The sequence below is a fragment of the Nocardia fodinahabitans genome, from assembly GCF_052983615.1.
The window spans coordinates 1,932,276-1,957,916 of record NZ_JBRJJC010000001.1; the positions used below are offsets into that span (position 1 = coordinate 1,932,276).

Sequence of the window (25,641 nt, forward strand, 5' to 3'; positions counted from 1 at the left end):
GGCTGCTGGTTCGCCGCCTGCGGCCGGGCGGCTGTACAACACGGCAGCGATGTCCTTAGAGTGACCCCGACATCGAAGGGCTCGACACCCCTCGCCCCATCGCAACACCGAGGTAAGGACGGCTAGACAAGTGCTTCGTAGCCGAGGATCGCGGATCGCAACGACCGCATTCGCCATTGCGGCAAGCGCCATGCTCGTCGCGCCGGCGTCGACCATCGCCGCTCCGGCGCCTGCCCCGCAGGCCGCGCCGCTCAGCGTTCCGATGGTGCCCGAGGGCGTCCCGGTCGACGCGCTCGCCGCCTTCGCCCCCGCCGTCGCGGGGCTGATCGCCGGGCCCGCCGACGTCGCGAGCCCGCAGACCGCGCTGCTCGATCAGGCGCGCGCCCTGCTGGCCACCCTGAACCTGCCGCCGGCCATCAAGTCGACGCTCGAGCGGATCATCACCTTCCTCGACGGCAGCGGCGGCGGTGGCCCGGAGATCCCGCAGGACGGCCCGGTCATCGCCCAGTTCCTGTACCCGACGATCGGCAAGGGCTGCATCGGTGACGGCGCCGACTCGGTCGGCACCGCACTCGCGGTCGCCGGTCCGGCCCAGCTGCCCCCGCCCGGCGTCGCCGCCGGTCAGGCCGGTTTCGTGTTCACCGCGCTCGGCACCAAGGCGCCGACCGCCGAGCAGAACCCGCCGATGACGGTGCAGTGGCTCAACCTCGACACCCGCCAGTCCGCGATCCAGACGCTGACCGACGAGGCCAAGATCAACCCCGGCGGCCCGGCCACCCTGTCGGCCATCGCCAGCACCGGGCACGGTCGCGTCGTCGCCGTCGTCTCCGGCTCGCTGACCACGCAGGCCGAGGGCGCCGCCCCGCGCACCTGCAACTTCCTGCCGACCCTGGGCTTCTTCACCGTCTAGGTCATCGACGCACCGAGCCCGGTCCGTTCCCTCGGGAACCGGCCGGGCTTTGTCGTTGTCAGCGGGTTCCCGCGGGCATCGCGATGTGGTAGACCGAGAACCATGGCGACCACGCAAGGTTCACCCCGCGCCGCTCGGTCGATCCGGAGCAGGCGGTCCAGCCGTTCCATCCTGTCCTACCGATCCGAAGGTTCGATCCTGTCGATCGGGTCGGCCTATTCCGTGCTGTCGATCGGCAGTGTCGGCTCGGTGCTCTCGATCGGCTCGGTCGGCTCGTTCGGGTCGGCGATCTCCTCCGGCTCGTTCGCGAGCCTGGGTTCGGCACTGTCGGGTCTATCGCGCTGGTCGCTGCTGTCGTGGCGCGGCGTGCTCGCCGAACCCGAAGGCCGGAGCGCACTGCGGGTCATCCCCGACGACGAGCCGGACTTGCGGCTCGCGCCGACCTGCCACTGCCAGACCTAGCTCACCACTGGCCGTAGTCGGTGGCCAGCACCCGGTTCAGATCGACGCCGATACCGTCGATATCGCGCTTGTCGATCTCGAACTGATGCAGCTGTGCGCCGGGGTGCACATAGCCCTTCGGCGTGCCCCAATTGTGCTGCCAGAACCAGGAACCCAGCCCGGCGTCGAGCGCGCGGTCGATGGTGGGGGTGTTGGCGTAGATGCCGACGAGATCGGCGCCGAGCACCGACTGCCACCCCTCGATGTACGGGGCGATCATCTCGTCGAACTCCTCCTCGGAGGGGTTGTCGTCGATGGAGGCGTAGATCGGCGCGGTGTCGGGGCCACCGGCGGCGGTGTGTAATTCCCAGCCGCGCTCGGCGTGCTGCTTGCCCGCTTCCAGGCCGCCGCGCCAGTCGGCCGTCGGGCCCTTGCCGAACTGATAGTTCGACACGATCGACAATCCGGCCGCCCACAATTCCTCGACCTCGGCCGCCAGCAGCGGTTTGCCCGCCATCCACTCCGCGCCGGGCCTGCGATCGGAGACGTACCGGATCACGCCGATGTGCCCCGCGGCCTTGATCGCCTCGGCCGACGGCACGCCGGCGGCGTAATCGACCAGGGTGCCGAAGGATTGGGCGGCCGCCGGAGTGGCGGAGGTGGCGGCCAGGCCGAGCCCGACCGTGGTCGCGGCGGCGGCGAATCCGAAGAACTCCCGCCGGGTCACCGGAACAGAACGCATCGCAGAGCTCCTTCGCGCAACCCGACCTTCAACCGGCAGCGTGCCCGGCGCGCCTTCCCCGAATCCCGCGCGCCGGGAGCCTCGAACGTGCACTCATTTCACCACAACCACAGGGGAACCGCCAGAACCAAAGGTCACTTTCGTCCCAGCTGTCACGCGGATCAGGTGGCGCTGTCGATGGCCGCGCCCACATCGATGGTGCGGCCCGACGGATCCGCCAGCTCCGTGCTGACCACGGCGACGACCTGCGCCATCACCTGTCGCTTGATCCCGGCCAGCCGGGCCAGCGTGGCCGCGCGCAGCCCCTTGGCGGTGAACTCCATCGAGATGTCCTCGAGCGCGGGCGGCGGCACATCGATGACGATCTGCAGTGGCTCGGCCGCCCTGGCCGTGAGGACCAGCGGAATCTCCAGGTCGGCGCGGTAGTGGTTGGCCTTGAGCACGTCGACGGTGATGTCGAGGCCGACGGGCAGCGTCATGTCGAACACGCGCGGGTCGCCAGGGGCACCCAACCCGCGATCGATCACGCGCGGCTGCTCGATCGCGCCGCGCACCGTCACGGTGGCCGCGCCGCGCGGGCCCTCGGACAGCGGTCCGACCACGATCTCGCTGCCCGCCATCTGCGCGACCACGTCGTGCACGCGGTCCCTGGTCACGATGTGGGTGAAGAAGCGCAGGCCGAACTCGCGGAAGTCGATCCACTCGAAGACGGTGTCGTTGCGATGCGGCGAGCGGTAGCCGTCGAGGATGGCCTCGATGTCGAAGACCCGCTCGGAACGGACCTTCGGATCGCCGACGATGGCGTTCACCCGGTTCGCGACCTCGCGCTGCACCAGGCCCGCGATCGGGTCGAGCAGCATCTCCCACGCGGTGTCGATGGCCTCGGCGCGCAGCGTGAAACTCACGTCCCTGGCGGACACGGGGGCCACGTCGATCACCACCAGCAGCGGTTGCGCGGTGCGCGCGTGCAGCGTCAGCCCGATCTCGACCACGGCGGCCAGGCGCAGCTTGCGCCCGCCGAGCACGAGCTTCACCGCCAGCGTCAACGGAATCCGGACGCCGAAGGCCAGCGCGTCACCGGGGTTGCGGGTGACCACGGGGGTCCCGAGGATGCCCTCGGCGACGAATCCGGCCAGTCCGGCGGGGCCGAGGGAGAACGGACCGATCGTCACGCCGCGTCCGGTCATGCCCGCGACCGCGGCGGCGATGCGCTCCTCGGTCACCGCGTAGGTGACGAAGCGCTCGCCGAAATCGGCATACTCGATCCACCTCGGGTCTCGACGAGCCTCATCGGTCACTTTCCCGCGCACATCGGACACCGTACGTGACGCAGGAAAACCTGCCGGTGATGGCACAACTCCCCCGTCCTGCCGATGAGGGGGAAGCAGGACGGAGGGGTCGGCCGGGGCGCTGCCGGGCGCCACCGCTTCCATCGTACGGGTACCCGCGTGGTACCGCCGTCCAGGTTCATGGCAGTTGTCTTGAGCGACAATCGATTTCAGAAACGCCCATAACCGACCAGATCAGCGGTTTCGGCCGGTCGGATGGTGCGCACCCGTACCCCGCCCAGCTCGTTGCCGCCGATCGTGGTGATCGTGTCGCCCTCGGCCTTCAGCACGATGTTGGTGTGCTGGCCGAGCGGACTGGACGGCCCGTAGAGCACCACGTCGCCCGTTCTGGGCCGGTATCCGACGTTGCCGGGGGTGAACCGGCCGACCTGCTGGTAGTACTCGGTCAGCGTGTAGACGCCCGGGATACGCCACGATCCGGAGTTCGGATTGGCCAGCGGCCTGCCCGCCGCGCGCATCGTCCAGCTGACGAAGTCGGCGCACCAGGCTTCCTCGACGCCCTCGGCGTACTTCGTCCCGGCGCCGGGCCGGTCGTATTCGCCGCGCAGCACGTCGACCAGGGCGCTCTGCTGCTCGTCGAGCTGTTCGCTGTCCAGCGCGGGGAACTGTTCACCCCAGTCGTGCTGCCACCACACGAGTCCGACGACGACCACGGCCGTCACCGCCAGCAATCCCGAGATGCCGAGCGCCCAGCGTCCCCGGCCACCGGTCCGTTCAGCTTGCACTTGTGTCATCGCCCCCCCGCTTTCGATCTGTCTTCTGTTCTCTGAGACGAACCGGAGACGGTCGCGGTTCCCGGACCGGGACGCGAATATTGCGTGCTCCGGAGCGGGCCGGGTGGGAGACGATCACCGGATGGACCCCTGCGCCACCCGGGTATCGGCTCGCTACCGCGCTCTCGGCGCGCATCCAGCGTGCGTGCCGTCCCCTCCGGCGACGTCCACACACGGGGGCGCGGACGTGGTTTCGAACACGTACCGCTCCGGAACACACAGTCGTGACCAGCGCGGACTCCGGCCTGGATCACCGTGTCGCGATGGACTGACAGCCGGGCGCTGTCCCGTCCGGCGGTGAGAATTTTTGCGAACGCTTTACTGTCGGTCAAGCTAGACGACTGTCCCAGTTTGTCCCAGTACGGCCAGAAAGGCGGGATCGCTCAGGTGGAGGACGCGCACGTCTCGATCGCCCGATATCTCCGCGAACGTCGCGAATCGTCGGGGCTGACCAGGGCGGCGCTGAGCCGGGCGGCGGGCATCTCCCCCGCGCTGATCCAGAAGATCGAACAGGGCACCCGCACGCCGACGCTGGAGGCCCTCGCCGCGCTGTTCGACGCGCTCGCCGTCCCCGAGCTGTTCCGCGGCCACATCATCATGATGTCGCTGTCGCATCGCTTCGACAGCCCGCTGCCGGTCACCACCCCGTCGGTACCGGCGGCGGACCGGCTGCTGATCGACAGCCTCCCCTACCCGGCCAGCCTGCAGGAGTATCCGGCGTTCGACGTGCTGGCCGTGAACGAGCCGTGGCGGCGGCAGTTCCCCGGCCTGCTGCCCGGCATCACCGTGCTCGAGTGGATGCTGCTGCACCCGGCGGCCCGCTCGGTGATCCACGACTGGGAACGCCACATCCACCTGAGCGTCTACGCCTTCCGGCTGATGGGCCCCAGCTCGATGCCGCAGGCGCGAATCGACGAGCTGATCGAGATCCTGTCCGCGGCGCCGGAGTGGGAGTATTTCTGGACCACGGAGCCGCCGACGCCGCACGCCCTCGACGACCCGGAAGTGACGGTGGTGCACGCCGAGACCGGTGCGCCGACCGCCATGGCCATGCACAACCTCGATTTCGCACTGCCCCGGCGGAACTGGTCGATGATCACGTTCACGCCGAAGACGACCGACTAGCCGAAAGAGCATCCGACGTGGAGAACCCGCATCCGCCGATCGCTCGGTACCTGCGTGAACGCCGCGAATCGGCGGGACTGACCCGCACGGCGCTCAGTGCCGTCGCCGGCATCTCGCCCGCGCTCATCCAGAAGATCGAACAGGGCACCCGGCCACCGACGCTCGAGGCGCTGACCGCGCTGTTCGACGCGCTCTCCGTCCCGGACGTGATGCGTGACCACCTGATCTCGCTGGCGATCGCCGCCCGCTACGAATCCGTGCCGCTGCCCCTGGTGCGCCCGACCGACCTGGTGCTGCTCGACGGAATCACCCATCCGGCCAGCATGCAGATGCACCCGACGTTCGACGTGGTGGCCACCAACACCGCGTGGCGGCAGTGGTTCCCCGGTCTGGAGGCCGGCGCCTCCATGCTCGAGTGGATGCTGCTCGACCCGCGCGCCAAGACCGCCCTCGTCGACTGGGACACCCAGACACACATGTGCGTGTACGGGTTCCGGATCATGGGGCCCGGTCTGGCACCGCAGCAGCGGATCGACGAGATCGTCGAGACCTGCGCGCAGGCGCCCGAGTGGACGAAGTTCTGGACCAGCGACCCGGCCGGGGCACACAGCCTGGACGGACCGGTCATGTACCTGCGCGACCCCGAGACCGGCGCGACGACCGCCATGACCGTGCACTCGCTGGGCTCGTCGCTGGTCCCGCGCCGGGACTGGTCGCTGGTCGTCTACGCGCCGATCCCGGCCGGCTGAACCTCAGTCGGCCTTGCGGACCGGGATACAGGCGGTCAGCACGATCGCGACCACCGCACCCGCCATCGCGAGGAAGAAGGCGGTGTGGAAACCCTCGCGCGAGGGCAGCACGTGCGGGCCGAGCTGCATGGTCATGTGCGCGAGCACGACGCTCATCACGGCCGCGGAGGTGGAGGTGCCGATCGAGCGCATGAGCGAGTTCAGGCCGTTGGCCGCGGCGGTCTCGCTGATCGGCACCGCGCCCATGATCAGCGCGGGCATCGCGGCGTAGGCCAGGCCGACGCCACCGGCGACGATCACCGCGGACAGCATGATCTGCCAGACGCTGTCCATCATCACCACCGCGCACAGGTAACCGATGCCGATCACCGCCGAGCCCACGGCCAGCGTCAGCTTGGGGCCCTTCTTCGCCGACAGCCGCGCCGAGACCGGCGAGAGCAGCATCATGACCAGGCCGGTCGGCGCCATCGCCAGGCCGGCGACCACCATCGACAGACCGAAGCCGTAGCCGGTCGCCTCGGGCGCCATCAGCAGCTGCGGGAAGGTCAGCGACATGCCGTAGAGCGCGAACCCGACCGCGATCGAGGCGAGGTTGGTGAACAGCACCCGCGGTCGCGCGGAGACCCGCAGGTCGACCAGCGGCACGGACTGACGCAGTTCGTAGAGCCCCCAGAGCAGGAAGCTCGCCAGCGAGACGGCGAACAGGGTCAGGATGGACGCGCTGGCCCAGCCCCAGTCGGCGCCCTTGGTGATGCCGACCAGCAGCGTGAGCAGCGCGATCGACAGCCCGACCGCGCCGCCGAAATCGAACCGCGACGGCGTGCGCACCGGCGACTCCGGCACGAAGACGAACACCAGCACCGCGCACACCGCGCCGAGCCCGGCGGCGGTCCAGAACAGCACGTGCCAGTTCGCGTGCTGCGCGATCACGGCCGCGAACGGCAGACCGATCGCGCCGCCGACACCGAGGGTCGCGCTCATCACCGCCATCGCGCCGCCGACCTTCTCGGCGGGCAGTTCGTCGCGCATGATGCTGATACCCAGCGGGATCGCGCCCACCGCGGCGCCCTGCAGCGAGCGGCCGACGATCTCGGGCAGCAGCGAGGAGAAGCTCGCGCAGATCACCGAGCCGACGATCATGAAGCCGAGATTGACGACGAGCACCAGCCGCTTGCCGAACATGTCGCCGAGCTTGCCCGAGATGGGCGTGGCGACCGCGCCGGCCAGCAGCGTGGCGGTGACGACCCAGGAAGCGTTGGACGCCGAGGTGTTCAGCAGGCCGGGCAGCGACGGGATGATCGGGATGACCAGCGTCTGCATGAGCGAGACGACGATACCGACGGTACTGAGTACCGCGATGAGCACGGCCGGCGTAACGCCGCGGGTTTCGGGAGATGCCGGCGTGACGTCGGCGGCGGTAACAGACACCTTATGCACCGTACACAGCATGTGTATAGTACACAATTTGTCTTCGCGATGACCCACGCGACATAGTTGGCATATGTCCGATTCCGGCCCCGCCGACGACACCCCGTTCACCCGCCTGGTGTTCGAGCTGAACCTGATCTCGCGCCACTTCCCCACCACGACGCGCCGCCGCCCCGGCTTCGCGCTGGACCGGTCCGCGTTCCTCATCCTCACCCGCCTCGACCTGGGCGAACCGCTGAGCCTGCGGGAACTGTCGGAAGCGTTCCAGCTGGACATCTCCACCATCAATCGCCAGGTCGGCGCGATGCTGAAGCAGGACCTGGTGGAGCGGGTCCCCGATCCGGACGGCGGCGTCGCCAGGAAGGTGCGCGCGACCGCCGCGGGCAAGGCGGCGCTGGCCGCAGATCAGCAGCATCGGGCCGCCGGGATCGGCATCGTCGTCGCCGACTGGGACCCCGACGACGTCGCCGAATTGAGCAGGCTCATGCAGAAGTTCAACCACTCGGTCGAGCGGATCGAGGAAAATCCGTGGCCCAGACCTCCGCACGCGAAAGGCTGAGCGCGCTAAGCTCCGCCGCGTGGTCACTCAACGGTCTACCCGCCCGAGCTGGCTCGCCTGGGACAACTACTTCGTCGGCGTCGGCGGATTGGTCCTCGGCCTGTGCTTCGGCACCTGCGCCGCGCTGATCGCGGGCCCCGGCCGCAATCTCGCGGCCATCATCCTGGTCGTCTTCGCGGCGATCTGCGTGCTGCCCGCGCTGCTGCGCGCCGTCGCCGAACTCAGCGTCTGGGTCCGGCTGGCCGTGTTGCTCATCGGCTTCGCGCTGCTGCTGCCCGCGATCGCGCTCAGCCCCGACGTGCGGGACTGGGCGGCCGAACGCTGGGAACGGGCCTGGAAGTAGTTGCCCTACAGCTGATTTTGCGGGAGGGCGAGCAGCATCTGGATCGTCTTCTGGATGAACTGCGCCGACTGCCAGGTCAGGTAGGCACCGGCGGCACCCGCGGCGGCGGCACCCGACGATCCGGTGGCCGAGCCCGTGGCCAGATCCGCCGACCCCGTGGCCGAGCCGGTCGCCGAACCCGAGCCCGGCAGCGCCGACGCGGGCGCGGCGGCACCGAGCAGCCCGATCGTCATCGCGACGCCGACCACGACGGCGCGCACTGCGTACTTGGACGTTTCACGACCGGACACCATCAGCTGAATCCCACTCTCCGAAAAGCACTGCGAACATGCAGTATTCACGCCGAATCCACCCGCCAAACCCGATTCGCGTGGATTGACCACTTTGCTCGGTTCCCGGCGGGCATTTTTCGGCGATACAGCCCGACCCGTGTTCATTGTCCGCCGGGCCGAGCACCGTTGACAGACCACGGATCTCGGGGCAGGCGCCGTCGAGGAGACATCGGTCGAGCGTCGGTTCGATCAGCCCCTGCGCGGTCCGAGTGTCAGTGGGCTGCGTTCCGGCGTTCCCGCGCAGCCTCCTCGAATCGCTCCGCGCGATCACGCACGATGTCGGCCGCCTGCGCTCCACGCGTCCAGGCGACATCGAGCAGATGCGCGCCCCGCTCCCTGGCGGCCTCCGCCAGCACCGGCCCGCGTTCCCTGGCGACCTCGGCCAGCTGCGCACCACGCTCCCGCGCCGCTTCGGCCAACTCCGGCCCACGATCCTTGGCGACCTCGGCCAGCTGCGCACCACGCTCCCGCGCGGTCTCGGCCAACTCCGGCCCACGATCCTTGGCGACCTCGGCCAGCTGCGCACCACGCTCCCGGGCCGCTTCGGCGAGCTGCGGGCCGCGGTCGCGGGCGATCTCGGCCAGATGTGCGCCCTGCTCGTTGGCGACCTCGGCGAAGTGCGCGCCACGGACCTTGGCCGCATCGACGATGGCCGCGCTCTCGGCCGCCACGCGCGGTTCCCGGCGCGCCAGCGCCTGCCTGGCGCGCCAGCCCAGCGACGGCTTGCCCGCGGTATCGGACGCGGTGATCAGCAATCCGCCGAGCAACCCGAGATCCTTCAGGAACCCCGCCCGCTTGGCGGCCCGGCGATCCGGATCCGATTCGGCCCAGAAGTCCTGCTCGGTGACCGTGCCCGGCACCACGGTCGCAGCCAGCACCAGCGCGGCCGGTCGCGGCGCGCGGCCGCTGGCCAGCAGCACACCGCCCGCGATCTGTGCCACGGCATTGACCTTGACCAGGCGGCCCGGGTCGTCGGGGATCCGCGCGGCCAGCGAATCGGGCAGATTCGCCCGGCTCTGGTCGGCGAGCGCGGTCGCCGCCGCGGCACGCGGTTTCGAATGAAGCAGGGCGTTGACGCCACCGGCGACGAATGTGGCCGCCAGCAGTGTGCGGGCAACGCGGCGAACGGGCTTGATCGGCATCGTCAGATCCCTTCGTCTACGACTGGGGAGAACGGCTCCTCACCATTCGACTACCCGCGACCCCACACCACAAACGATCTACACAACGATCCGATCACACCCGCGCTACCGTCGACGCCGTGTCCGACACCACCGTCCGCACGGCCTACGCCGCGATCCACGAGCTGTACATCGACCTGTTCGGCAGCCCCGCCGACCTGCATCCCGACGACGCCGACCTGGCCCTGCGCCATCTCGCCGACGCCGCCGGCCCGGTCCTCGATCTGGGGTGCGGCCCCGGCCACTTCACCCAGACCCTGCACGCGGCGGGCAGCACCGTCACCGGTATCGACCTGGTCCCCGAGTTCATCGCCCACGCGCGCTCGCGCTACCCCGACGTGCCGTTCCGCGACGGCTCCCTGCGCACCCTCGACGCGCCCGCCGCCTCGGTCGGCGGCCTGCTCGCGTGGTACTCCCTGATCCACTTCACCCCGGCCGAACTCCCCGGGATCCTGGCCGAATTCGCCCGGGTACTCGTACCGGGCGGGCGCCTGGTGATCGGCTTCTTCGACAGCGCCGAGCAGGTCGAGATGTTCCCGCACAAGGTGACCGCGGCCTATCGCTGGCCGGTCGACGAGCTGGCCGAGGTGCTCCGCGCGGCCGGCTTCACCGAACTGGAACGGCAGCAGCGCCCGGCCGAGGGCGATGTCCGCCCGCATGCCGCCCTGGCCTGCTCACGCGCCCAGCGGTAGTCCGGGCTGGGCGGGCACCCACACCGAGGTCGCCCTGACCACGCGGAACTGCCCCGGCGTCATGCCGGTCTCGAGCTGGAAGACACGGTAGAACTGCCGCGCCGAGGAGAACCCGCCGGTCTCGGCGATCCTGACCACCGACCGCGCCCGATCGACCCGAATCAGGCCGCGAGCGCCAGAGCGGCGACCTCGACCCGTTCGGTCGCGCGCGCCCGCGCGACCAGTCGCGCGACGGCCGCGGCGACCAGCGCCGGCTGCTCGAGAATCACCGAGTGCCCGGCACCGTCGATCATCACGAAATCCGCGTAGTCGACGGCGGCGGCCATGGCGACCGAATGCGACGGCGGCGTCATCAGATCGGCCGAGCCGCACAGCACCAGGGTGGGGATCTGCGACAGCACGGGCAGCGCGTCGGTGCGGTCGAAGGACTTGAAGGCACTCAGGAAGGTCGCCATCGTGACGATCGACGTCGCGTTGTGCATCGCCTCGGCCAGCGCCAGCACCTGCGCGCTGACCTTGCGATCACCGAACTCGGCGGTCCGCACGACCGGCGCGAAGACCTTGCAGGCCAGCACCTTCGCCTGCTGCATCAGCCGGGGCGCGCGCCGGACCGCGGCTTGGAAGACGGAGATGATCGGGTTGCGCAGCAGCCGCCCGAAGCCCGCGTCGGCGAGCCCGCTCGCCGCGGTCGCGACGAGCCCGACGCCGACGATGCGGGTGCCGATCTCCTCGGGGTACCGGGCGGCGTAGGTCAGCACGGTCATCCCGCCCATCGAGTGGCCGACCAGCACGACCGGCCCGGTCGGCGCGACGGCGTCGAGCACATCGCGCAGGTCGCTGCCGAGCTGTTCGAGGTGGTAGGTCTGTCGCGGCGCCGTCGCCGAGTCGCCGTGGCCGCGGTGGTCGTAGCAGACGACCCGCGCGCCGGGGTTCTCGCGCAGCAGGGCGTCGCGCATATCGGTCCACGACTCGGTGCGCAGGCAGTGCCCGTGGATGAGGACCACGGTGAGGTCCGCGCGGCGGCGGCCGTATTCGCGAACCGCCAGCTCGACGCCGTCACCGGTCGTGACCGTGACCCGACGCTCCGCGTGTGCGGTGATGCTGATCGACATCGGAACCTCCGGATAGCTGACGGTGACAGGTTCAACTCTGCGCCGAATCCGCCCCCGCCATCAGGGCCCCGAGTGCTGGCGCCGAACCCCCGAGGGTGCGCGGAACCCCACCTTGGTGCGCCCGGCTACAGCGGCATGGCTCCCGGCTCGAGCAGCCGCTTCGGGTGCATGCCGTCGACCTGGCCGACGAACGGCGGGTGAATGCTGTAGCCGAGCATGCGCCGGATGTCCTCCGAGACCCGGCGCACGGTGTCACGGGTGGTCGACAGGGTGAACGCTTCCTGCGGCCGCAACCACGGCTCGCAGTACTGCGCGGTGACGGCCAGGCGCGGCCGATCGGACCGGTTCGCGCCGCCGCCGTGCCAGAGCGTTCCGGGGAAGAACACGCACGACCCCGCGCTCATCACCACGGGCTCGCGGTCGGCTTCGTTCGGCAGCCGATCGTCCCAGATATGACTGCCCGGGATGATGTCGGTGGCGCCGTTCTCGGCGGTGAAGTCGTCGATGGCCCAGATCGTGGCCGCGCCGAGCGCGGCGCGCGGGCGCGGCAGCGGGTAGAAGCCGTCGTCGGTGTGCAGCATCTGCGCCTGCTCGCCGGGCAGGATATTGATCACCTGCAGCATGGACAGCAGGTAGTTCGGCTGGAACAGCCGGTCGAGCAGGGCGAGGACTCGCGGGTGGTCGGCGATGCGGTCACAGCTCGCCGTCTTGTTCAGCACGCTGTACACCCGCTGGGTGGTGTGGCCCTCGAACTGGTTGCGCCCGTGCCGATCCAGCAGCGGCGCCACCGAGGCGCGGATCTCGTCGAGCTGGTCCGGCGTGAGCAGGTCCGGCAGGATGACGTACCCGTCGCGCAGTACCGCGGCCAGGTCCGCCTCGGCGACGGCCGGATCGACCGCCGCCCCGCTGCTGACGGTCCTGCGATACGTGCCGGCCAGGTCGCCACCCAGGTCCGTCAACGAGGAAACTTCGCCGGTCATGGGCCACTCCCTTGAACATAACTGAGTTCTGTTATGTTTCGAATATGGCACGGGCCCCGATCGGACGTCAACAACTTCTCACCGCCGCGCGCGAGGAACTGGTCCGCGGCAACGGCGTGCTGGAGCTGAGCGCGCTCACCCGCAGGGCGAAGCTGAGCACCGGCGCGCTCTACCACCATTTCGGCTCCAAGAGCGGCCTGCTCGCCGCGATCTACGACGGCTTCTACGACGGCCTGCGCCACGCCATCGCCGACGCCCACCTGCCCGCCGACGCCGATTGGGCCACCCGCGAACGCGAACGCACCCACCTGTTCGTCGCCTACCACTACGCCGACCCGCTGGCCCCCATCCTCCTCACCCGCGCCGCCCTCGACCCCGACCTGGCCGAACTGGAAGCCGTCCACATCGAAACCATGAGCGCCATGGCCGCCGACAACATCCGCCACGGCCAGGCCATCGGCCAGCTGCCCGCCGACCTCGACCCCGCCAGCGCGGGCGCCTACGTCATCGGCGGGCTCCGCCACGGCATCGCCCAGCAGCTGAAGTCGACGCCCCCCGCCGGCAGGCAGCAAGCGACCGACCGCCTCTGGCACCTGACCGCGTCGACCCTCGGCATCGCCTGAGCGGCCCGTTATCGCCGGACCTGATCCCAGAGCCGCAGGTACACCTCCGCGCCGTGGAAGACGTCGGTCATGATCTCGGGACCACCGAGGACCCGGACCGCTTCGAGCCAGTCGGCGTAGGTTCCGTAGGTCGCGGTGCCGTCGGTGTTGATGTCGAAGGTTCGATCGCCCCAGCGTTCCCGCTGGAAGGTCACCCGACCGTCGTGCGAGACGAAGGGGTAGCGAACGGTGTCGGGGCCGGGCGCCGCACCCTGCCCGGCGATCCCGTTCATGTCGGAGCCGAAACCGAAGCCGAAATCGCCTGCGGGCCGGGGCAATACCCGTGCCTCGCGCCAGGCCTGCACGAAACTCGCCGGGCCGCCCGCATAGGGCGTCGCGAAACCACCCGCGGCATAGACACGCGCGGTGGTCTTGGCCGAGTCCCAGCCGTGTGAGGACAGCACGCCCGGGTAGCCGCGCTTTTCGATGATGCTCATGACCTCGTCGGCCGTGGCCTCGCTCAGGTGATCGACTTCGATGAGAAAGCCGTGGTCGATCATCTTGTCGATCAGGTACGCGCCCAGATCGGTGAGTCCGCGTGCGTTGCAGTGCGAGCCCGCCGGATACAGCGGCAGCGGTGCGCCGCCGAGCAGTGGTCCGGTGAGGTTGGCGAGGAACTGATTGAGGTGACCCGCGATGGGCACCGAAAGCTGAGTGCTGTCGTGCTCGGGGCCGGGGCACGGCTGGACATTCCAGAACGTGCCGGTCTGCATGAAGTTGCCCGCGTTCACCAGCAGGCCGGTGACATCGTGGTCCATTTTCGTGCCGCCGAAGGCGTTGTCGAATTTGTGGACGGGGAAGAAGCTGCTGACACCGATGCGCCGGAGTTCGGTCAGCCAGCGGTCCACGTCGGCCCGGGTGCATTCGGGTTGCCCGAGGAACACACCGCATCCCATGGGGTCGGACAACTCCATGCCGAGGACCACGGCGAGCTTGCCGGACGCGGCGACCCGGCGCGCTTCGGCCGGCTCGGTGACGATCCGGAAGAAGCCCTGCCCCGGACCGCCCGACTGGGCATCGATGTAGTCCTGCAACGCGCGCAGGCTGTCGGCCTGGATGCGCACGGAAGCCATGTCGTCGCAGGGGTTTCGGCGGTCGGTCAGCATCGCGCACAGCGATTCGTTGTCCACCAGGTCGACCGTCATCACCCGCAGGCCGGCCTTCCACGAGCGCTCGATGCTGGTCCAGTATGCGCCTTCGGCGGTGAGCACCGAGGGTTTCGGCCAGTCGCGGAAGCTGGGCCAGCCACGGGTATCGGAGCCGTGGAACGGTTCGCCGTAGTCGAGGAAGTCGGCGACCACACCGTTGGTGCCGGTGCGATATTGCGCGCAATCCGGCAACGCGTAGGTCACCCCGTAGGGATGCCAGGGGCGACCGCAGTGGAAGTTGCCGCCCATGAACTCGTAGGCGGTGATGTGCGCGTGCGCGTCGATGGTGCCCACGATCGAGCCGTCGGCGCCGACGCTGGGCCCCGGCGTGCCTTCGGCGCCGGTCTGCGCCTCGGGGAAATCCGCGCAACCGCTGTCCGTGACGAAGGTGGCGGGCGTGCTGGTCCCGGTCGCGCTGTTGGTGAGGACGAATCCGCCCGCGCCGGAGCCGACCACCGTCCATACGGCGGCGGCCGACGGGGTCTCGGCGGGACCGATCACGCCGTCCGAGACCGCGAGCACCTCGCGATGTCGCCCATAGAGGAGATATTCGCCGAGCGCCGACGCGCGCATCCGGTACGGGCCCGCCGCCGGAACCAGCGGCCCGGCCGGAGTGTCGATCCGATAGCAGCCGTTCACCAGCGAATAGCGCGTCTGTTCGGCGGCGGGCTCGGCGACGGCCGACCCCGACCCCGGCCCGGTGAGCCCCGCGGCCAGCACGGCTACGGCGAGCACCGGCAGGGATGTCGAACGCGCTCGACCCGTGTGGGGGAGGTTGGAACGCAAGGCTTCTCATTTCTGAACTAGAGATGTTTCACAATGACCTCCCGTCAAAATACTATGGAGCATAGTTTTTTGTGGCGGTTCTCAGACCGCGATCAAGCACACCATCGCCGCGCTCAGCCCCACCGCGACGACCGCGGCGGCAGGCGCGAGCAACATCGTCCCGACAAGCATCGTCGCGGCCGTGCGGCGCGCGGCCGAGCGCGACTCCGGCGCCGCCGACAGACATTCCAGACGCATGGCCAGCGACTCGTCGATCAAGGCCAGCCGAGCCGCCGGCGTGGCCGACCCGTGCGCGGCGACGGCGTGCAGCGCGGCGTGCAGCGCCTGCGGGTCGGTCGAGGCCGCGGCCGCGCGGTCGGCGGCGAATTCGACCAGGGTGGTCACCGCGGCCGGTGCGGCGGCGAACAGCGGAATCCACGAAAAGGCTTGGGCGAGAACCTGACAGACACCGAGGATGTGGTGATGGAACCAGCGCAGATGCGCGTGTTCGTGCGCGAGGACAGCGCGCCACTGCGCCTCGGTGAGACAGCGTTCCAGCCCGTCGGTGACCACCACATAGCCACCACGTCCGGCGACGCTGTAGGCCAGCGGAACCGGATGCTCGAGCCGCACCAGTTTGGTGCCCGCGGCATCGACGCGGCCCACGATCTCGACCAGTTCCCGGTGCCTGCGACGCAGCGCGGCACCGCGTCCCCGGTGCCCGACGGCGATCCGCGCCAGCTGCCCGGTCGGCACGACCGCACCGATCACCGCGACCGGCATGATCAGCCCCGCCACCCAGGTGACGACGACCGGCTCGACCGCGGCCACGTTCTCGACCAGCCTGCCCGCCAGCACATTTCCCGGCGGATCACCCGGCCACGCCAGCGCGATCAACGCCAGCACGCCACACCCGACCGTGGCGGCGACCGCGCCGAGCCACGCGGCCATCCCGACCACCGGGGCGGCGGTGAAATCGGCCCTGGACAGCACCGACGGCGCGAGCACTGCCAGCGCGATACCCGCGGCCAGCAGCGCGGTGATGAGAATCATGGGCCGTGCGCATCGTCGGAGAGCCCCCGGCGCAGCGCGTCGACCTCACGCGCGCTGGCGGTGCGCGCCAGGTGCAGCAGCACCGCGGGGGAATCCGGACTGGCATCGAGGATCTCGCGCAGCAGATCCGTGGTCGCTTCGGCCCGAGTCCGGGTCGGCCGGTATCGGTAGGACCGACCGACCTTCTCCCGCTGCACCCAGTTCTTCTCCCACAGATGCGTCACCACCGTCAGCACCGTGGTGTACGCGGGGGTCCGCCGCCCGTCGTCCAGCCGATCGACCAGATCATGCACCGACAGCGCGCCCGAGTCCTCCCACAGCACCGCCATCACCTGACTCTCGAGCGCCCCGAGCCCCTGCATCGCTCCCCCGTTCGGTCACCTCCCGGCGACGTCACCACGACAGCTGCCGGCCGCCCAATTTACTATGCGACATAGTTTTCCGGGCCGACATCACACCGAGGAGCCGAAGCGCTCGCCGCGAACGGTTTCACGGTCCGGGCCGGTCGCCATGGTCGCCGAAGGTGCGGTGCGGGGCCAGGTCCAGGCGTACCGCAGGATGAGCGCGAGAAGGATCACCTCCAAGACGATGCCAAGGCCGTAGAAGTACAGCCAGGACGCGCCCACCACATTGAATACCGTGACGGGGACGTAGAGCGAAGCCACGATGAGGTTCGCGATGCGGTTCACCCTGGCGGGCAGCGTCATCGACAGCACGACCATGAAGATCGGGATGGCCATGAGGGTCAGCGCCGTGGTCGAAAAGGTCTGGGAGAGGTCGAATTCGAAGACCCTGCCGTCGAGGATGTCTTCGATGGTGCCGGGCGTGAAGAAGTTGAGAATGTCCACGTAGGCGTACAGGAACATGAAGCTCGTCCACGCCGCGGCGAGCTTGGCTCGCACCGGCATCGGCTGGTCTTCCAGTGTGGTGGTGGATTGACGTGTTCTCATCATGGGCTCCGTTCTGGTGCGGATCGATAGGTCCACGATCGCTGAGCCCGGCGGCGGGCACACCGGCCCGGAGGCTGGAGTTCACCTGGCCGATGGCATGATCGCGCTCTCGTACTTTCGGCGGGTACGCCGAGGGCGCGCCGATCCCTAAACTCGAGCTGTGGTCACTGTCCGGCGCTCCCTCTGGCACGAGCCGCGGCCTGCTGACGCCCCACCCATCGGTCGTCTCGACTGGCTGCTGGTGGGCATGTTCGCGGCCGCCGCCTTGGTCGAGGGCATCGTTGCGCCGGGCTCGGCCTGGCGACCCCTGGTGGCGGTACTCGCCCTGGCGCTGATACCTGCCCTGCTCTGGCGGCGGGCCCGCCCCCTGATGGCCGTCCTCGTCGGGTGGGGCGTCGCCGGGCTGCTCTCGGTCCTCCAGCTGACCGCGCACGCCGGGGACCTCGGCCTCTACTCCATGATGGCCGTCCTGATCCTGCTCTACTCCCTGGTGCGGTGGGGCTCGGGACGCGAGATGGTCTTGGGGACGGCGTTCGTGACAGTCGTCGTCGCGCTGGGGATGTACGCCTCCGCCGCGGGCTGGGCCGACGTTTTCGGCGGCAGCGTCCTCTTGTTGTTGCTCGTCGCCCTCGCGGCGGTGTTCCGCTACCGCGCGGACCTCTGGCATCGTCAACAGCGCGAGATCCGCAATCAGGAGCGGGTGGCGCTGGCCCGCGAGCTGCACGACACCGTGGCCCACCACGTCTCGGCCATCGCGGTGCAGGCGCAGGCCGGTCGCGTGGTCGCCGGCATCCAGCCGGAGAAGGCTGCCGAGGTCCTGGCCGCGATAGAGTCCGAAGCGTCGCGAACCCTGGCAGAGATGAGATCCATGGTGCGGGTACTGCGTGAGGACGAAGCCGTCACCTACTCACCGCAGCTGGGTGTCACGGACCTGCCTGCTCTGGCGCGCGCCGACGCGACGCCCACCGTCGACGTCTCGCTGGACGGTTCGTTATCCCAGCTGGCACGACCCATTGACGCCGCGCTCTACCGGCTCGCGCAGGAGTCGCTGACCAACGCCGTCCGGCACGCCCGGAGCGCGACCCGCGTCGGGATCGACGTACGCCGGGAGGGCGACACCGTCAGGCTGCGTGTCACCGACGATGGACGGACCGAGCCGGGGTCGGTCCCGGAGCCTGGGTTCGGCCTCCTGGGCATGGCCGAACGCGCCCAGCTCCTCGGCGGATCGCTCTCCGCGGGGCCGGGGCCCGAGGGTGGCTGGGTGGTCGAGGCAGTGCTGCCGGTGGAGGCGCTGGCATGACCATCCGTGTCGTCGTAGCCGACGACCAGGACTTGGTCCGGACCGGGCTGGTGATGATCCTCGGCGCGCAACCCGACCTCGAGGTCGTGGGGGAGGCAGCAGACGGGCTCACAGCGCTCGACCTGGCAACCCGGCTGCGTCCCGATGTCCTCCTCGTCGACATCCGCATGCCCGGGCTCGACGGCATCGAGGTGACGCGGCGCCTGGCCGGGCCAGGCGTAGCGGGCCCGATGGCGGTCGTCGTGATCACCACCTTCGACCTCGATGAGTACGTCCTCGGCGCCCTACGCGCCGGTGCCCGCGGCTTCCTGCTCAAAGACGCCGGGCCGGAGCTCCTCGTGCAGGCCATCCACGCGGCGGCCGACGGAGACGCGCTGATCGCCCCCAACGTCACCCGCCGGCTGCTGGCGACCTTCGCCGACCAGGCGCCGGTGGTACCGGTCCAGCCCATCGACCCGCTCACCGAGCGCGAGGAGGAGGTGCTCGCGCTGGTGGCACGGGGCCGGACCAATGCCGAGATCGCCACCGAGCTCTTCGTCGGCCTGAGCACGGTCAAGACCCACGTCGCATCGTTGATGACCAAGCTCGGCGCCCGCAACCGCGTCGAGATCGCGATGTGGGCATACGACACCAGACGCGTGCGAGCCGACTAGTGCACCACTCGGTCACCGCCGATGAGGGACCGGGCTCGAAATCGGTGCGGATGACACCAGGCGCAATGGATTACACGTTGAAGCGGAATTCGACGACGTCGCCGTCGGTCATGACGTAGTCCTTGCCTTCCATGCGGACCTTGCCCGCGGCCTTGGCTGCCGCCATCGATCCCGCGTCGACGAGGTCGGCGAAGGCGACGAGTTCGGCCTTGATGAAACCGCGCTCGAAATCGGTGTGGATGACACCGGCGGCCTTGGGGGCCGTGTCGCCCTGGTGGATGGTCCAGGCTCGAGCTTCCTTGGGGCCTGCGGTGAGGTAGGTCTGCAGTCCGAGGGTGTGGAAGCCGGCGCGGGCCAGGGCGTGCAGGCCGGGCTCGGTCTGGCCGATGGACTCGAGGAGTTCGAGGGCGGACTCGTCGTCGAGTTCGAGGAGTTCGGCCTCGACTTTGGCGTCGAGGAAGACGGCGTCGGCGGGGGCGACGGCGGCCTTGAGCTCGGCGACCTTGGCCTCGTCGGTCAGCACCGATTCGTCGGCATTGAAGACGTAGAGGAACGGCTTGATGGTGAGCAGCGAGAGTTCGCGCAGCAGTTCGCCGTCGACCTTCTTGCCCGCCGCGAACAGGGTGGTGCCCTCATTGAGGAACTCCTGGGCGACCTTGGCGGCGTCGAGCAGCGGCTTGCGGTCCTTCTTGACCTTGGCTTCCTTCTCGAGGCGCGGGATGGCCTTCTCGAGGGTCTGCAGGTCGGCCAGGATCAGCTCGGTCTCGATGACCTCGATGTCGGCGGTGGGGTCGACGCGACCGTCGACGTGCACCACGTCGTCGTCGGCGAACACGCGCACCACCTGGCAGATGGCGTCGGCCTCGCGGATGTTGGCCAGGAACTTGTTGCCCAGGCCCGCGCCCTCGGAGGCGCCCTTCACGATGCCCGCGATGTCGACGAAGGACACCACGGCGGGCACGGTCTTCTCGGAACCGAAGATCTCGGCCAGCTTGTCCAGGCGCGGGTCCGGCAGCGGGACCACGCCGACGTTGGGCTCGATGGTCGCGAACGGGTAGTTCGCGGCCAGCACGTCGTTCTTGGTCAGCGCGTTGAACAGCGTCGACTTTCCGACGTTGGGCAGGCCGACGATTCCGAGGGTGAGGCTCACGAGGAGCAGAGTCTACGCGGTGCGACCTGTCGCCGAACCACCGGAACCCGCCCCGCACAGGCGGGACGGGCCGACGGTGATCACGGAACCAGGACGACCTTGCCCAGGTTGGCGCGCCGCTCGATGACGGCGTGCGCGGCGGCGGCCTCGTCGAGGGCGAACTCGGCGTGCACGACCGGATGCAGCAAGCCGGAGGCGTAGAACTGCCAGACCTCTTGGCGCAGGTCCTCGTAGCGGGCCGGGTCGCGCTGGGCGAGGCGGCCGATCCGGAAGCCGGACAGCGTCTTGCCGCCGGCCAGCAGGTCCTCGGTGTCGATGAGTCCGCCGCCGGTGCCGTAAGTGACGACCCGGCCACCTTCGGCGAGCGCACCGAGCGCGGCACTCAGGCCGGTGCCGCCGACACCGTCGAGCGCGAGATCGGCCTGCTTGGCGGCCTGCAGCCGGTCGTAGATGACGACCTCGTCGGCACCGAGACCACGCACGAAATCGGCCTTGGCCTCGTCGGACACCGCCGCGACGACCCAGCCCGCGCCGCGGACGCGGGCCAGTTGCACGGCGAGGTGGCCCACACCACCGGCGGCGGCGGTGATCAGGGCGGTCTCCCCCTCGCGCGGGGCCGCGGTGTCGAGCGCGCCGAGCGCGACCAGACCGCTGCGCATCAACGCGACGGCGTCGACCGCGGACGCGCCGTCGGGGATGGCCGAGGCCTGGTCGACGGGCAGCACGACGTACTCGGCGTAGGCGTCGGCGCACAGGCCGACGACTCGGTAACCTTCCGCGTATCCGTCCACCCCGTCACCGACCGCGACGACCTCACCGGCCACCTCGGCCCGCAACTCCTGCGGACCACTGATCCGCCGGATCGCCGACAGGGTGACCCCGATGGCCTCGACCTTGACCAGCAGTTCACCGGGACCGGCCACCGGCACCTCGGCCGCGACGACCTCGAGCACCTCCGGACCACCGCTGCGCTCGTACCGAACTCGCCGCATGACACCTCCTGAGTTTGAGCGAAGGCGCAACGGTAACCGGCTGAGTGCGCGTAACCACAGCTCACGGACCTGTGAGTGCTAAATCTCACCGCCGCGCACAGGGCACGGAGAGCACCTTCACAGGATGGTTACCCTGCGGCGGAACGAGGGACGCGTGGGCCACGCCACACCCGCGCGCCCATCGCCGCCGGCAGGCGCGAAACGGTCGGCGGGCCGACGACGCGAAGTCTCGAGTGCGACTGGTCGTCGCCCGAGTTCAGGCGTGCTCATGGCCCTGGCCGCCGCCACCGCTCCCGGCGTAGCGTGACCGTATGGAGTCGACCACGGAGGTGGTGACCGCGGCCCCCGCGCCGATCCTGGCGGCCTTCATCGACCGCTACCTCGGCTACCGGCTCGCGGGGTTCGAGCCCGGCCTGCACCGCGGTCTGCCCTCCCGGCACATGACCTTCATCGTCGCCATCGGCCCGACGATCGACGTGGTCGAGCACACCGATCCGCACCAGACGCCCGGCAGCTACCGCTGTGTCCTGAGTGGCCTGCAGGCGAGCCCGGCGATGATCGCGCACACCGGCTTCCAGGAGGGCATCGCGATCGAGCTGACCCCGCTGGGCAGCCGGGTCCTGTTCGGCATGCCGGCGAGCGAGCTGTGGGATGTCTCGATCGAATGCGCCGACGCCAGTGGCCCGCTGGGTGACCAGCTCGCCGATGCCGTGCAGTCGCATCCGGATTGGCCCGGCCGCTTCGCCGCCTGCGACCGGGCACTGACCGCGGCCGCGCGCACCGAAACCCTGGCCGGACCCGAACTGTCCTGGGCCTGGCGCACGCTCGTCGGTACCGGCGGCACCTGCGAGATCACGCCGCTGGCACAGCGGATCGGCTGGAGCAGGCAGCATCTGACCCGCAAGTTCACCGCCGAGTTCGGCACGAGCCCGAAGCTGGCCGCGCGGATCATCCGGTTCGAGCGGGCGCGCCGGATGCTGGCGAACACGCCGTCGTATGTCTCCATCGCCCAGGTCGCCGCCGCCTGCGGCTACTACGACCAGGCCCACCTGAACCGCGACTTCGCCGAGCTCGCCGGCTGCGCCCCGACGACCTGGCTGGCCGAGGAGATTCCATCCGTCCAAGACCCGAACGCCCCCGCGGCGGGAGGCTGAACCCATGGACACTTCAACCAATACCCAGACCACGGTCTGGCCCTGCCTCGCCTTCGACGACGCTCGCGCCATGATCGAATTCCTCACCACCGCCTTCGGTTTCGAAGAGGTCGCCGTCTACGCCAGAGAAGACGACGCGTCGGTCGTCGAACACGGCGAACTGCGCTGGCCGGGTGGCGGCGGCATCATGTTCGGCTCCACCGGTCGCAACGACAGCCCCTTCGGCACCCGCCCGGCCGGCGTCGCCTCGCTCTACCTGGTCACCGACGAACCCGACGCACTGCACGCGCGGGCCACCACGGCCGGCGCGCGCCTCATCCGCGACCTGCGCGACGAGGACTACGGCTCGCGTGGATTCAGCGTCGCCGACCCCGAAGGCAACCTCTGGAGCTTCGGCACCTACCGCGGCGAATGACCGGCTGAACAAAATTTCATCTTCGCCGCGACCGTGTGTGATCCTGTCCGGCGCGCTGGGGCGATCGGCTACGTTGTCGATGTTTCACCCGAGGCTCTGCGCGTTATACCAGGAGAGTTGGCACATGGCGACTATCGAATATCTGCGGACCGACCCGGACTTGCCTCCGGTCGGTGTCGTCGATCGCACCCCGATCACGCCCGCCAAGAAGGCCGTGTTCGCGGGGATCGCCGTGCTCGGCGCGATCGCGTGGACGATCCTCGCGTTCGTGCGCGGCGAGTCGGTCAACGCGGTGTGGATCGTCATCGCGGCGGTCTGTACCTACATCATCGCGTACCGGTTCTACGCGCGGTTCATCGAATGGAAGATCACCAAGCCGCGCGACGATGTCGCCACGCCCGCCGAGATCTACGACAACGGCAAAGACTTCATGCCGATGGACCGGCGGGTGCTCTACGGTCACCACTTCGCCGCTATCGCCGGCGCCGGGCCGCTGGTCGGCCCGGTGCTCGCCGCGCAGATGGGTTACCTGCCCGGCACGATCTGGATCGTCGTCGGCGTGGTGTTCGCCGGCGCGGTGCAGGACTACCTGGTGCTGTGGGCCTCGACGCGCAGGCGCGGCCGCAGCCTCGGACAGATGGCGCGCGACGAGCTGGGCGCGGTCGGCGGTGTCGCCGCGATCGTGGCGATCCTGGCCATCATGACGATCCTGCTCGCGGTGCTGGCGCTGGTCGTCGTCAATGCCCTCGGCGAGAGCCCGTGGGGTGTGTTCTCCATCGCGATGACCATCCCGATCGCCCTGTTCATGGGTGTGTACCTGCGGTATCTGCGCCCGGGCAAGGTCGGCGAGGTCTCCGCGATCGGCATCGTGCTGCTGCTGGCGGCGATCGTCGGCGGCGGCTGGGTGTCGGAAACCGAGTGGGGCGCCGACTGGTTCACCCTCTCGCGCACCACCATCGCCTGGTGCCTGATCGCCTACGGCTTCTTCGCCTCGGTACTGCCGGTGTGGCTGCTGCTCGCCCCGCGCGACTACCTGTCGACGTTCATGAAGGTCGGCACCATCGTGCTGCTGGCGGCCGGCATCCTGATCACCATGCCGGTGCTGAAGGCGCCCGCGGTCTCCGAATTCGCGCACACCGGAACGGGTCCCGCGTTCGCGGGCAGCCTGTTCCCGTTCCTGTTCATCACCATCGCCTGTGGCGCGCTGTCGGGCTTCCACGCCCTGGTCTCCTCCGGCACCACACCCAAGCTGCTGGCCAAGGAATCCAATGCCAGGATGATCGGCTACGGCGGCATGCTGATGGAGTCGTTCGTCGCGGTGATGGCGATCATCACGGCCTCGATCATCGATCAGCACCTGTACTTCGGCATGAACGCCCCGCTCGGTCTCACCGGCGGCACCCCGGAAAAGGCCGCGGCCTACACGAATACGCTCGGCCTGTCCGGTCCGCCCGCGACGCCGGAGCTGTTCGCCGACGCGGCCTCCGACGTGGGCGAGAAGTCGATCATCTCGCGCACCGGTGGCGCGCCGACGCTGGCGGTCGGTATCTCCGAGGTCTTCCACAAGTTCCTCGGCGGCGAATCGATGAAGGCGTTCTGGTACCACTTCGCGATCATGTTCGAGGCGCTGTTCATCCTCACCACGATCGACGCGGGCACCCGTGTCGCCCGGTTCCTGGTCTCCGACGCGCTGGGCAACTTCGGCGGCGGGTTCACGAAGTTCCGTGACCCGTCCTGGCGGATCGGCGCGTGGCTGTGCTCGCTGCTGGTCGTCGCGGGCTGGGGCAGCGTGCTGCTGATGGGCGTCAACGATCCGTTCGGCGGCATCAACGCGCTCTACCCGCTGTTCGGCATCGCCAACCAGCTGCTCGCCGCGATCGCGCTGACGGTGGTGCTGACCATCATCATCAAGCGCGGCCTGCTGAAATGGGCCTGGATTCCCGGCATTCCGCTGGTCTGGGATCTGCTCGTCACGATGACCGCGTCCTGGCAGAAGATCTTCTCCGACGATCCCAAGCTCGGCTACTGGAAGCAGCACAGCCTGTGCCAGGCCGCCAAGGAGGCGGGGACGGGCTGTCTGACCGCGAAGACGCCCGAGCAGGTCGACATCGCCATCCGCAACACCTTCATCCAGGGCACGCTCTCGATCGTGTTCGCGGTGCTGGTGCTGATCGTCACCGTGGTCGGCGCGATCGTGTGCGCCAGGGCCATCCGTTCGGGCACGGTGTCGAGCACCGAGTCCGAGGAGCAGCCGTCGAAGATCTTCGCGCCCAGCGGTTTCGTCTCGACGGCCGCGGAGAAGGACGTGCAGAAGGAGTGGGACGTGCTGATCGCCGAGGGCAAGGTGACCGCACCCGGATCGGCGCACGTGTCGTGAGTGTGTCGCGGGACGGGGACGGCCGGTTCATCGGATCGGCCGCCCCCCGCCCTGCGGCCACGGCGCCGCGCCCGCCCGCACGGATGCTGTTGTCGCGGCTGTGGGCGGGCGCGCGTGGGGTCGCCCGGTGGTACAGCGCGATCAACGGCGGCCAGGACTACCAGCGCTACGTCGACCACCTGCGGCGCAATCACCCCGGCTGCCCGGTCCCCAGCGAGCGCCAGTACTGGCGCGACCGCTACGCCGAGGCCGAGCGAAACCCCACCACCCGCTGCTGCTGATCGCCCTGGTCGCGCGGGCGATCCG

Annotated in this window: 29 protein-coding genes; 14 read left to right on the forward strand and 15 right to left on the reverse strand. The window is 69.5% G+C overall.

All coding sequences use genetic code 11. From position 1 onward, the window contains the following. The first annotated feature begins 190 nt into the window (after nucleotides 1-190). Together NV348_RS08960 and NV348_RS08965 are read left to right on the forward strand one after the other, a co-directional pair. Nucleotides 191-910, forward strand: a complete 720-nt coding sequence (locus tag NV348_RS08960) for an Rv1157c family protein (protein ID WP_447146611.1) — start codon at nucleotides 191-193, stop codon at nucleotides 908-910. A 102-nt stretch (nucleotides 911-1,012) separates the two neighbouring features. Then, a complete protein-coding gene (locus NV348_RS08965; protein ID WP_447146612.1) occupies nucleotides 1,013-1,372 on the forward strand; it encodes a hypothetical protein in 360 nt (119 codons plus the stop codon). Between the two features lies 1 nt (nucleotide 1,373). On the opposite strand, the gene NV348_RS08970 is transcribed toward NV348_RS08965, so the two are convergent. The 3 genes from NV348_RS08970 to NV348_RS08980 form a co-directional block, all read right to left on the reverse strand. Then, nucleotides 1,374-2,093: a DUF1906 domain-containing protein gene (locus NV348_RS08970; RefSeq protein WP_447146613.1), complete on the reverse strand. Its 720-nt coding sequence runs from the start codon at nucleotides 2,091-2,093 to the stop codon at nucleotides 1,374-1,376. A gap of 161 nt (nucleotides 2,094-2,254) precedes the next feature. After that, nucleotides 2,255-3,403, reverse strand: coding sequence for a hypothetical protein (locus NV348_RS08975; protein WP_447146614.1), 1,149 nt, complete (start codon nucleotides 3,401-3,403; stop codon nucleotides 2,255-2,257). Nucleotides 3,404-3,591: 188 nt separating this feature from the next. Beyond that, nucleotides 3,592-4,176 (reverse strand): CHAP domain-containing protein, encoded by a 585-nt coding sequence (locus NV348_RS08980; protein WP_447146615.1) that lies wholly within the window; start codon nucleotides 4,174-4,176, stop codon nucleotides 3,592-3,594. A 390-nt stretch (nucleotides 4,177-4,566) separates the two neighbouring features. On the opposite strand from NV348_RS08980, the gene NV348_RS08985 reads away from it, so the two are divergent. Continuing rightward, the gene (locus NV348_RS08985) at nucleotides 4,567-5,340 is read left to right on the forward strand and encodes a helix-turn-helix domain-containing protein (protein WP_447146616.1); all 774 of its coding nucleotides are present in this window, start codon (nucleotides 4,567-4,569) and stop codon (nucleotides 5,338-5,340) included. A gap of 17 nt (nucleotides 5,341-5,357) precedes the next feature. After that, a complete protein-coding gene (locus NV348_RS08990) occupies nucleotides 5,358-6,089 on the forward strand; it encodes a helix-turn-helix domain-containing protein (RefSeq protein WP_447146617.1) in 732 nt (243 codons plus the stop codon). Between the two features lie 3 nt (nucleotides 6,090-6,092). On the opposite strand, the gene NV348_RS08995 is transcribed toward NV348_RS08990, so the two are convergent. Further along, a complete protein-coding gene (locus tag NV348_RS08995; RefSeq protein ID WP_447146618.1) occupies nucleotides 6,093-7,538 on the reverse strand; it encodes an MFS transporter in 1,446 nt (481 codons plus the stop codon). Between the two features lie 52 nt (nucleotides 7,539-7,590). Here NV348_RS08995 and NV348_RS09000 point away from each other — a divergent pair, with 52 nt between their 5' ends. Then, complete coding sequence (locus tag NV348_RS09000) at nucleotides 7,591-8,076, forward strand: MarR family winged helix-turn-helix transcriptional regulator (protein ID WP_447146619.1); 486 nt, start codon at nucleotides 7,591-7,593, stop codon at nucleotides 8,074-8,076. A gap of 19 nt (nucleotides 8,077-8,095) precedes the next feature. Then, nucleotides 8,096-8,419, forward strand: a complete 324-nt coding sequence (locus NV348_RS09005) for a hypothetical protein (RefSeq protein ID WP_447146620.1) — start codon at nucleotides 8,096-8,098, stop codon at nucleotides 8,417-8,419. A gap of 5 nt (nucleotides 8,420-8,424) precedes the next feature. Here the strand turns inward: NV348_RS09005 and NV348_RS09010 are convergent, their stop codons facing one another. Continuing rightward, nucleotides 8,425-8,712, reverse strand: coding sequence for a hypothetical protein (locus tag NV348_RS09010; protein WP_447146621.1), 288 nt, complete (start codon nucleotides 8,710-8,712; stop codon nucleotides 8,425-8,427). Nucleotides 8,713-8,963: 251 nt separating this feature from the next. Beyond that, nucleotides 8,964-9,893 (reverse strand): DoxX family protein, encoded by a 930-nt coding sequence (locus NV348_RS09015; protein WP_447146622.1) that lies wholly within the window; start codon nucleotides 9,891-9,893, stop codon nucleotides 8,964-8,966. A gap of 119 nt (nucleotides 9,894-10,012) precedes the next feature. On the opposite strand from NV348_RS09015, the gene NV348_RS09020 reads away from it, so the two are divergent. Next, a complete protein-coding gene (locus NV348_RS09020; RefSeq protein WP_447146623.1) occupies nucleotides 10,013-10,624 on the forward strand; it encodes a class I SAM-dependent methyltransferase in 612 nt (203 codons plus the stop codon). Here the strand turns inward: NV348_RS09020 and NV348_RS09025 are convergent. From NV348_RS09025 to NV348_RS09035, 3 genes are all read right to left on the reverse strand, one after another. Beyond that, on the reverse strand, nucleotides 10,607-10,762 hold the full coding sequence (locus NV348_RS09025; RefSeq protein WP_447146624.1) for an AraC family transcriptional regulator: 156 nt from the start codon (nucleotides 10,760-10,762) through the stop codon (nucleotides 10,607-10,609). The genes NV348_RS09020 and NV348_RS09025 overlap by 18 nt on opposite strands. A 23-nt stretch (nucleotides 10,763-10,785) precedes the next feature. Next, entirely contained in the window at nucleotides 10,786-11,736 is a 951-nt protein-coding gene (locus tag NV348_RS09030; RefSeq protein WP_447146625.1) for an alpha/beta fold hydrolase, read from the reverse strand. A gap of 125 nt (nucleotides 11,737-11,861) precedes the next feature. Further along, entirely contained in the window at nucleotides 11,862-12,716 is an 855-nt protein-coding gene (locus NV348_RS09035; protein ID WP_447146626.1) for a phytanoyl-CoA dioxygenase family protein, read from the reverse strand. A gap of 44 nt (nucleotides 12,717-12,760) precedes the next feature. Here NV348_RS09035 and NV348_RS09040 point away from each other — a divergent pair, with 44 nt between their 5' ends. Beyond that, on the forward strand, nucleotides 12,761-13,339 hold the full coding sequence (locus tag NV348_RS09040) for a TetR/AcrR family transcriptional regulator (RefSeq protein ID WP_447146627.1): 579 nt from the start codon (nucleotides 12,761-12,763) through the stop codon (nucleotides 13,337-13,339). Nucleotides 13,340-13,347: 8 nt separating this feature from the next. Here the strand turns inward: NV348_RS09040 and NV348_RS09045 are convergent, their stop codons facing one another. The 4 genes from NV348_RS09045 to NV348_RS09060 form a co-directional block, all read right to left on the reverse strand. After that, nucleotides 13,348-15,261 carry a peptidase gene (locus NV348_RS09045; protein WP_447146628.1) on the reverse strand — a complete coding sequence of 638 codons (1,914 nt, stop codon included), beginning with the start codon at nucleotides 15,259-15,261 and terminating at the stop codon, nucleotides 13,348-13,350. A gap of 132 nt (nucleotides 15,262-15,393) precedes the next feature. Beyond that, nucleotides 15,394-16,344 (reverse strand): M56 family metallopeptidase, encoded by a 951-nt coding sequence (locus tag NV348_RS09050; protein WP_447146629.1) that lies wholly within the window; start codon nucleotides 16,342-16,344, stop codon nucleotides 15,394-15,396. Then, nucleotides 16,341-16,706: a BlaI/MecI/CopY family transcriptional regulator gene (locus NV348_RS09055; protein WP_447146630.1), complete on the reverse strand. Its 366-nt coding sequence runs from the start codon at nucleotides 16,704-16,706 to the stop codon at nucleotides 16,341-16,343. The genes NV348_RS09050 and NV348_RS09055 overlap by 4 nt, the downstream gene beginning before the upstream one ends. A 90-nt stretch (nucleotides 16,707-16,796) precedes the next feature. Beyond that, nucleotides 16,797-17,294, reverse strand: a complete 498-nt coding sequence (locus NV348_RS09060; RefSeq protein ID WP_447146631.1) for a DUF6326 family protein — start codon at nucleotides 17,292-17,294, stop codon at nucleotides 16,797-16,799. A gap of 160 nt (nucleotides 17,295-17,454) precedes the next feature. Here NV348_RS09060 and NV348_RS09065 point away from each other — a divergent pair, with 160 nt between their 5' ends. Together NV348_RS09065 and NV348_RS09070 are read left to right on the forward strand one after the other, a co-directional pair. After that, nucleotides 17,455-18,594: a sensor histidine kinase gene (locus NV348_RS09065; protein ID WP_447146632.1), complete on the forward strand. Its 1,140-nt coding sequence runs from the start codon at nucleotides 17,455-17,457 to the stop codon at nucleotides 18,592-18,594. Beyond that, nucleotides 18,591-19,247 carry a response regulator gene (locus NV348_RS09070; protein WP_447146633.1) on the forward strand — a complete coding sequence of 219 codons (657 nt, stop codon included), beginning with the start codon at nucleotides 18,591-18,593 and terminating at the stop codon, nucleotides 19,245-19,247. Before NV348_RS09065 ends, NV348_RS09070 begins: the two co-directional genes overlap by 4 nt. A 70-nt stretch (nucleotides 19,248-19,317) precedes the next feature. On the opposite strand, the gene ychF is transcribed toward NV348_RS09070, so the two are convergent. Then, entirely contained in the window at nucleotides 19,318-20,397 is a 1,080-nt protein-coding gene (gene ychF, locus NV348_RS09075; RefSeq protein WP_447146634.1) for a redox-regulated ATPase YchF, read from the reverse strand. 80 nt (nucleotides 20,398-20,477) lie between these two features. Next, nucleotides 20,478-21,389: a quinone oxidoreductase family protein gene (locus tag NV348_RS09080; protein WP_447146635.1), complete on the reverse strand. Its 912-nt coding sequence runs from the start codon at nucleotides 21,387-21,389 to the stop codon at nucleotides 20,478-20,480. Nucleotides 21,390-21,700: 311 nt separating this feature from the next. Here NV348_RS09080 and NV348_RS09085 point away from each other — a divergent pair, with 311 nt between their 5' ends. The 4 genes from NV348_RS09085 to NV348_RS09100 all read left to right on the forward strand — a co-directional run bounded on the left by NV348_RS09085 (nucleotide 21,701) and on the right by NV348_RS09100 (nucleotide 25,616). Then, nucleotides 21,701-22,543, forward strand: a complete 843-nt coding sequence (locus NV348_RS09085; RefSeq protein WP_447146636.1) for an AraC family transcriptional regulator — start codon at nucleotides 21,701-21,703, stop codon at nucleotides 22,541-22,543. Between the two features lie 4 nt (nucleotides 22,544-22,547). Further along, the gene (locus NV348_RS09090) at nucleotides 22,548-22,958 is read left to right on the forward strand and encodes a VOC family protein (RefSeq protein WP_447146637.1); all 411 of its coding nucleotides are present in this window, start codon (nucleotides 22,548-22,550) and stop codon (nucleotides 22,956-22,958) included. Nucleotides 22,959-23,082: 124 nt separating this feature from the next. Further along, a complete protein-coding gene (locus NV348_RS09095) occupies nucleotides 23,083-25,335 on the forward strand; it encodes a carbon starvation CstA family protein (RefSeq protein WP_447146638.1) in 2,253 nt (750 codons plus the stop codon). 83 nt (nucleotides 25,336-25,418) lie between these two features. Further along, nucleotides 25,419-25,616: a YbdD/YjiX family protein gene (locus NV348_RS09100; RefSeq protein ID WP_447150986.1), complete on the forward strand. Its 198-nt coding sequence runs from the start codon at nucleotides 25,419-25,421 to the stop codon at nucleotides 25,614-25,616. Nucleotides 25,617-25,641 lie beyond the last annotated feature (25 nt).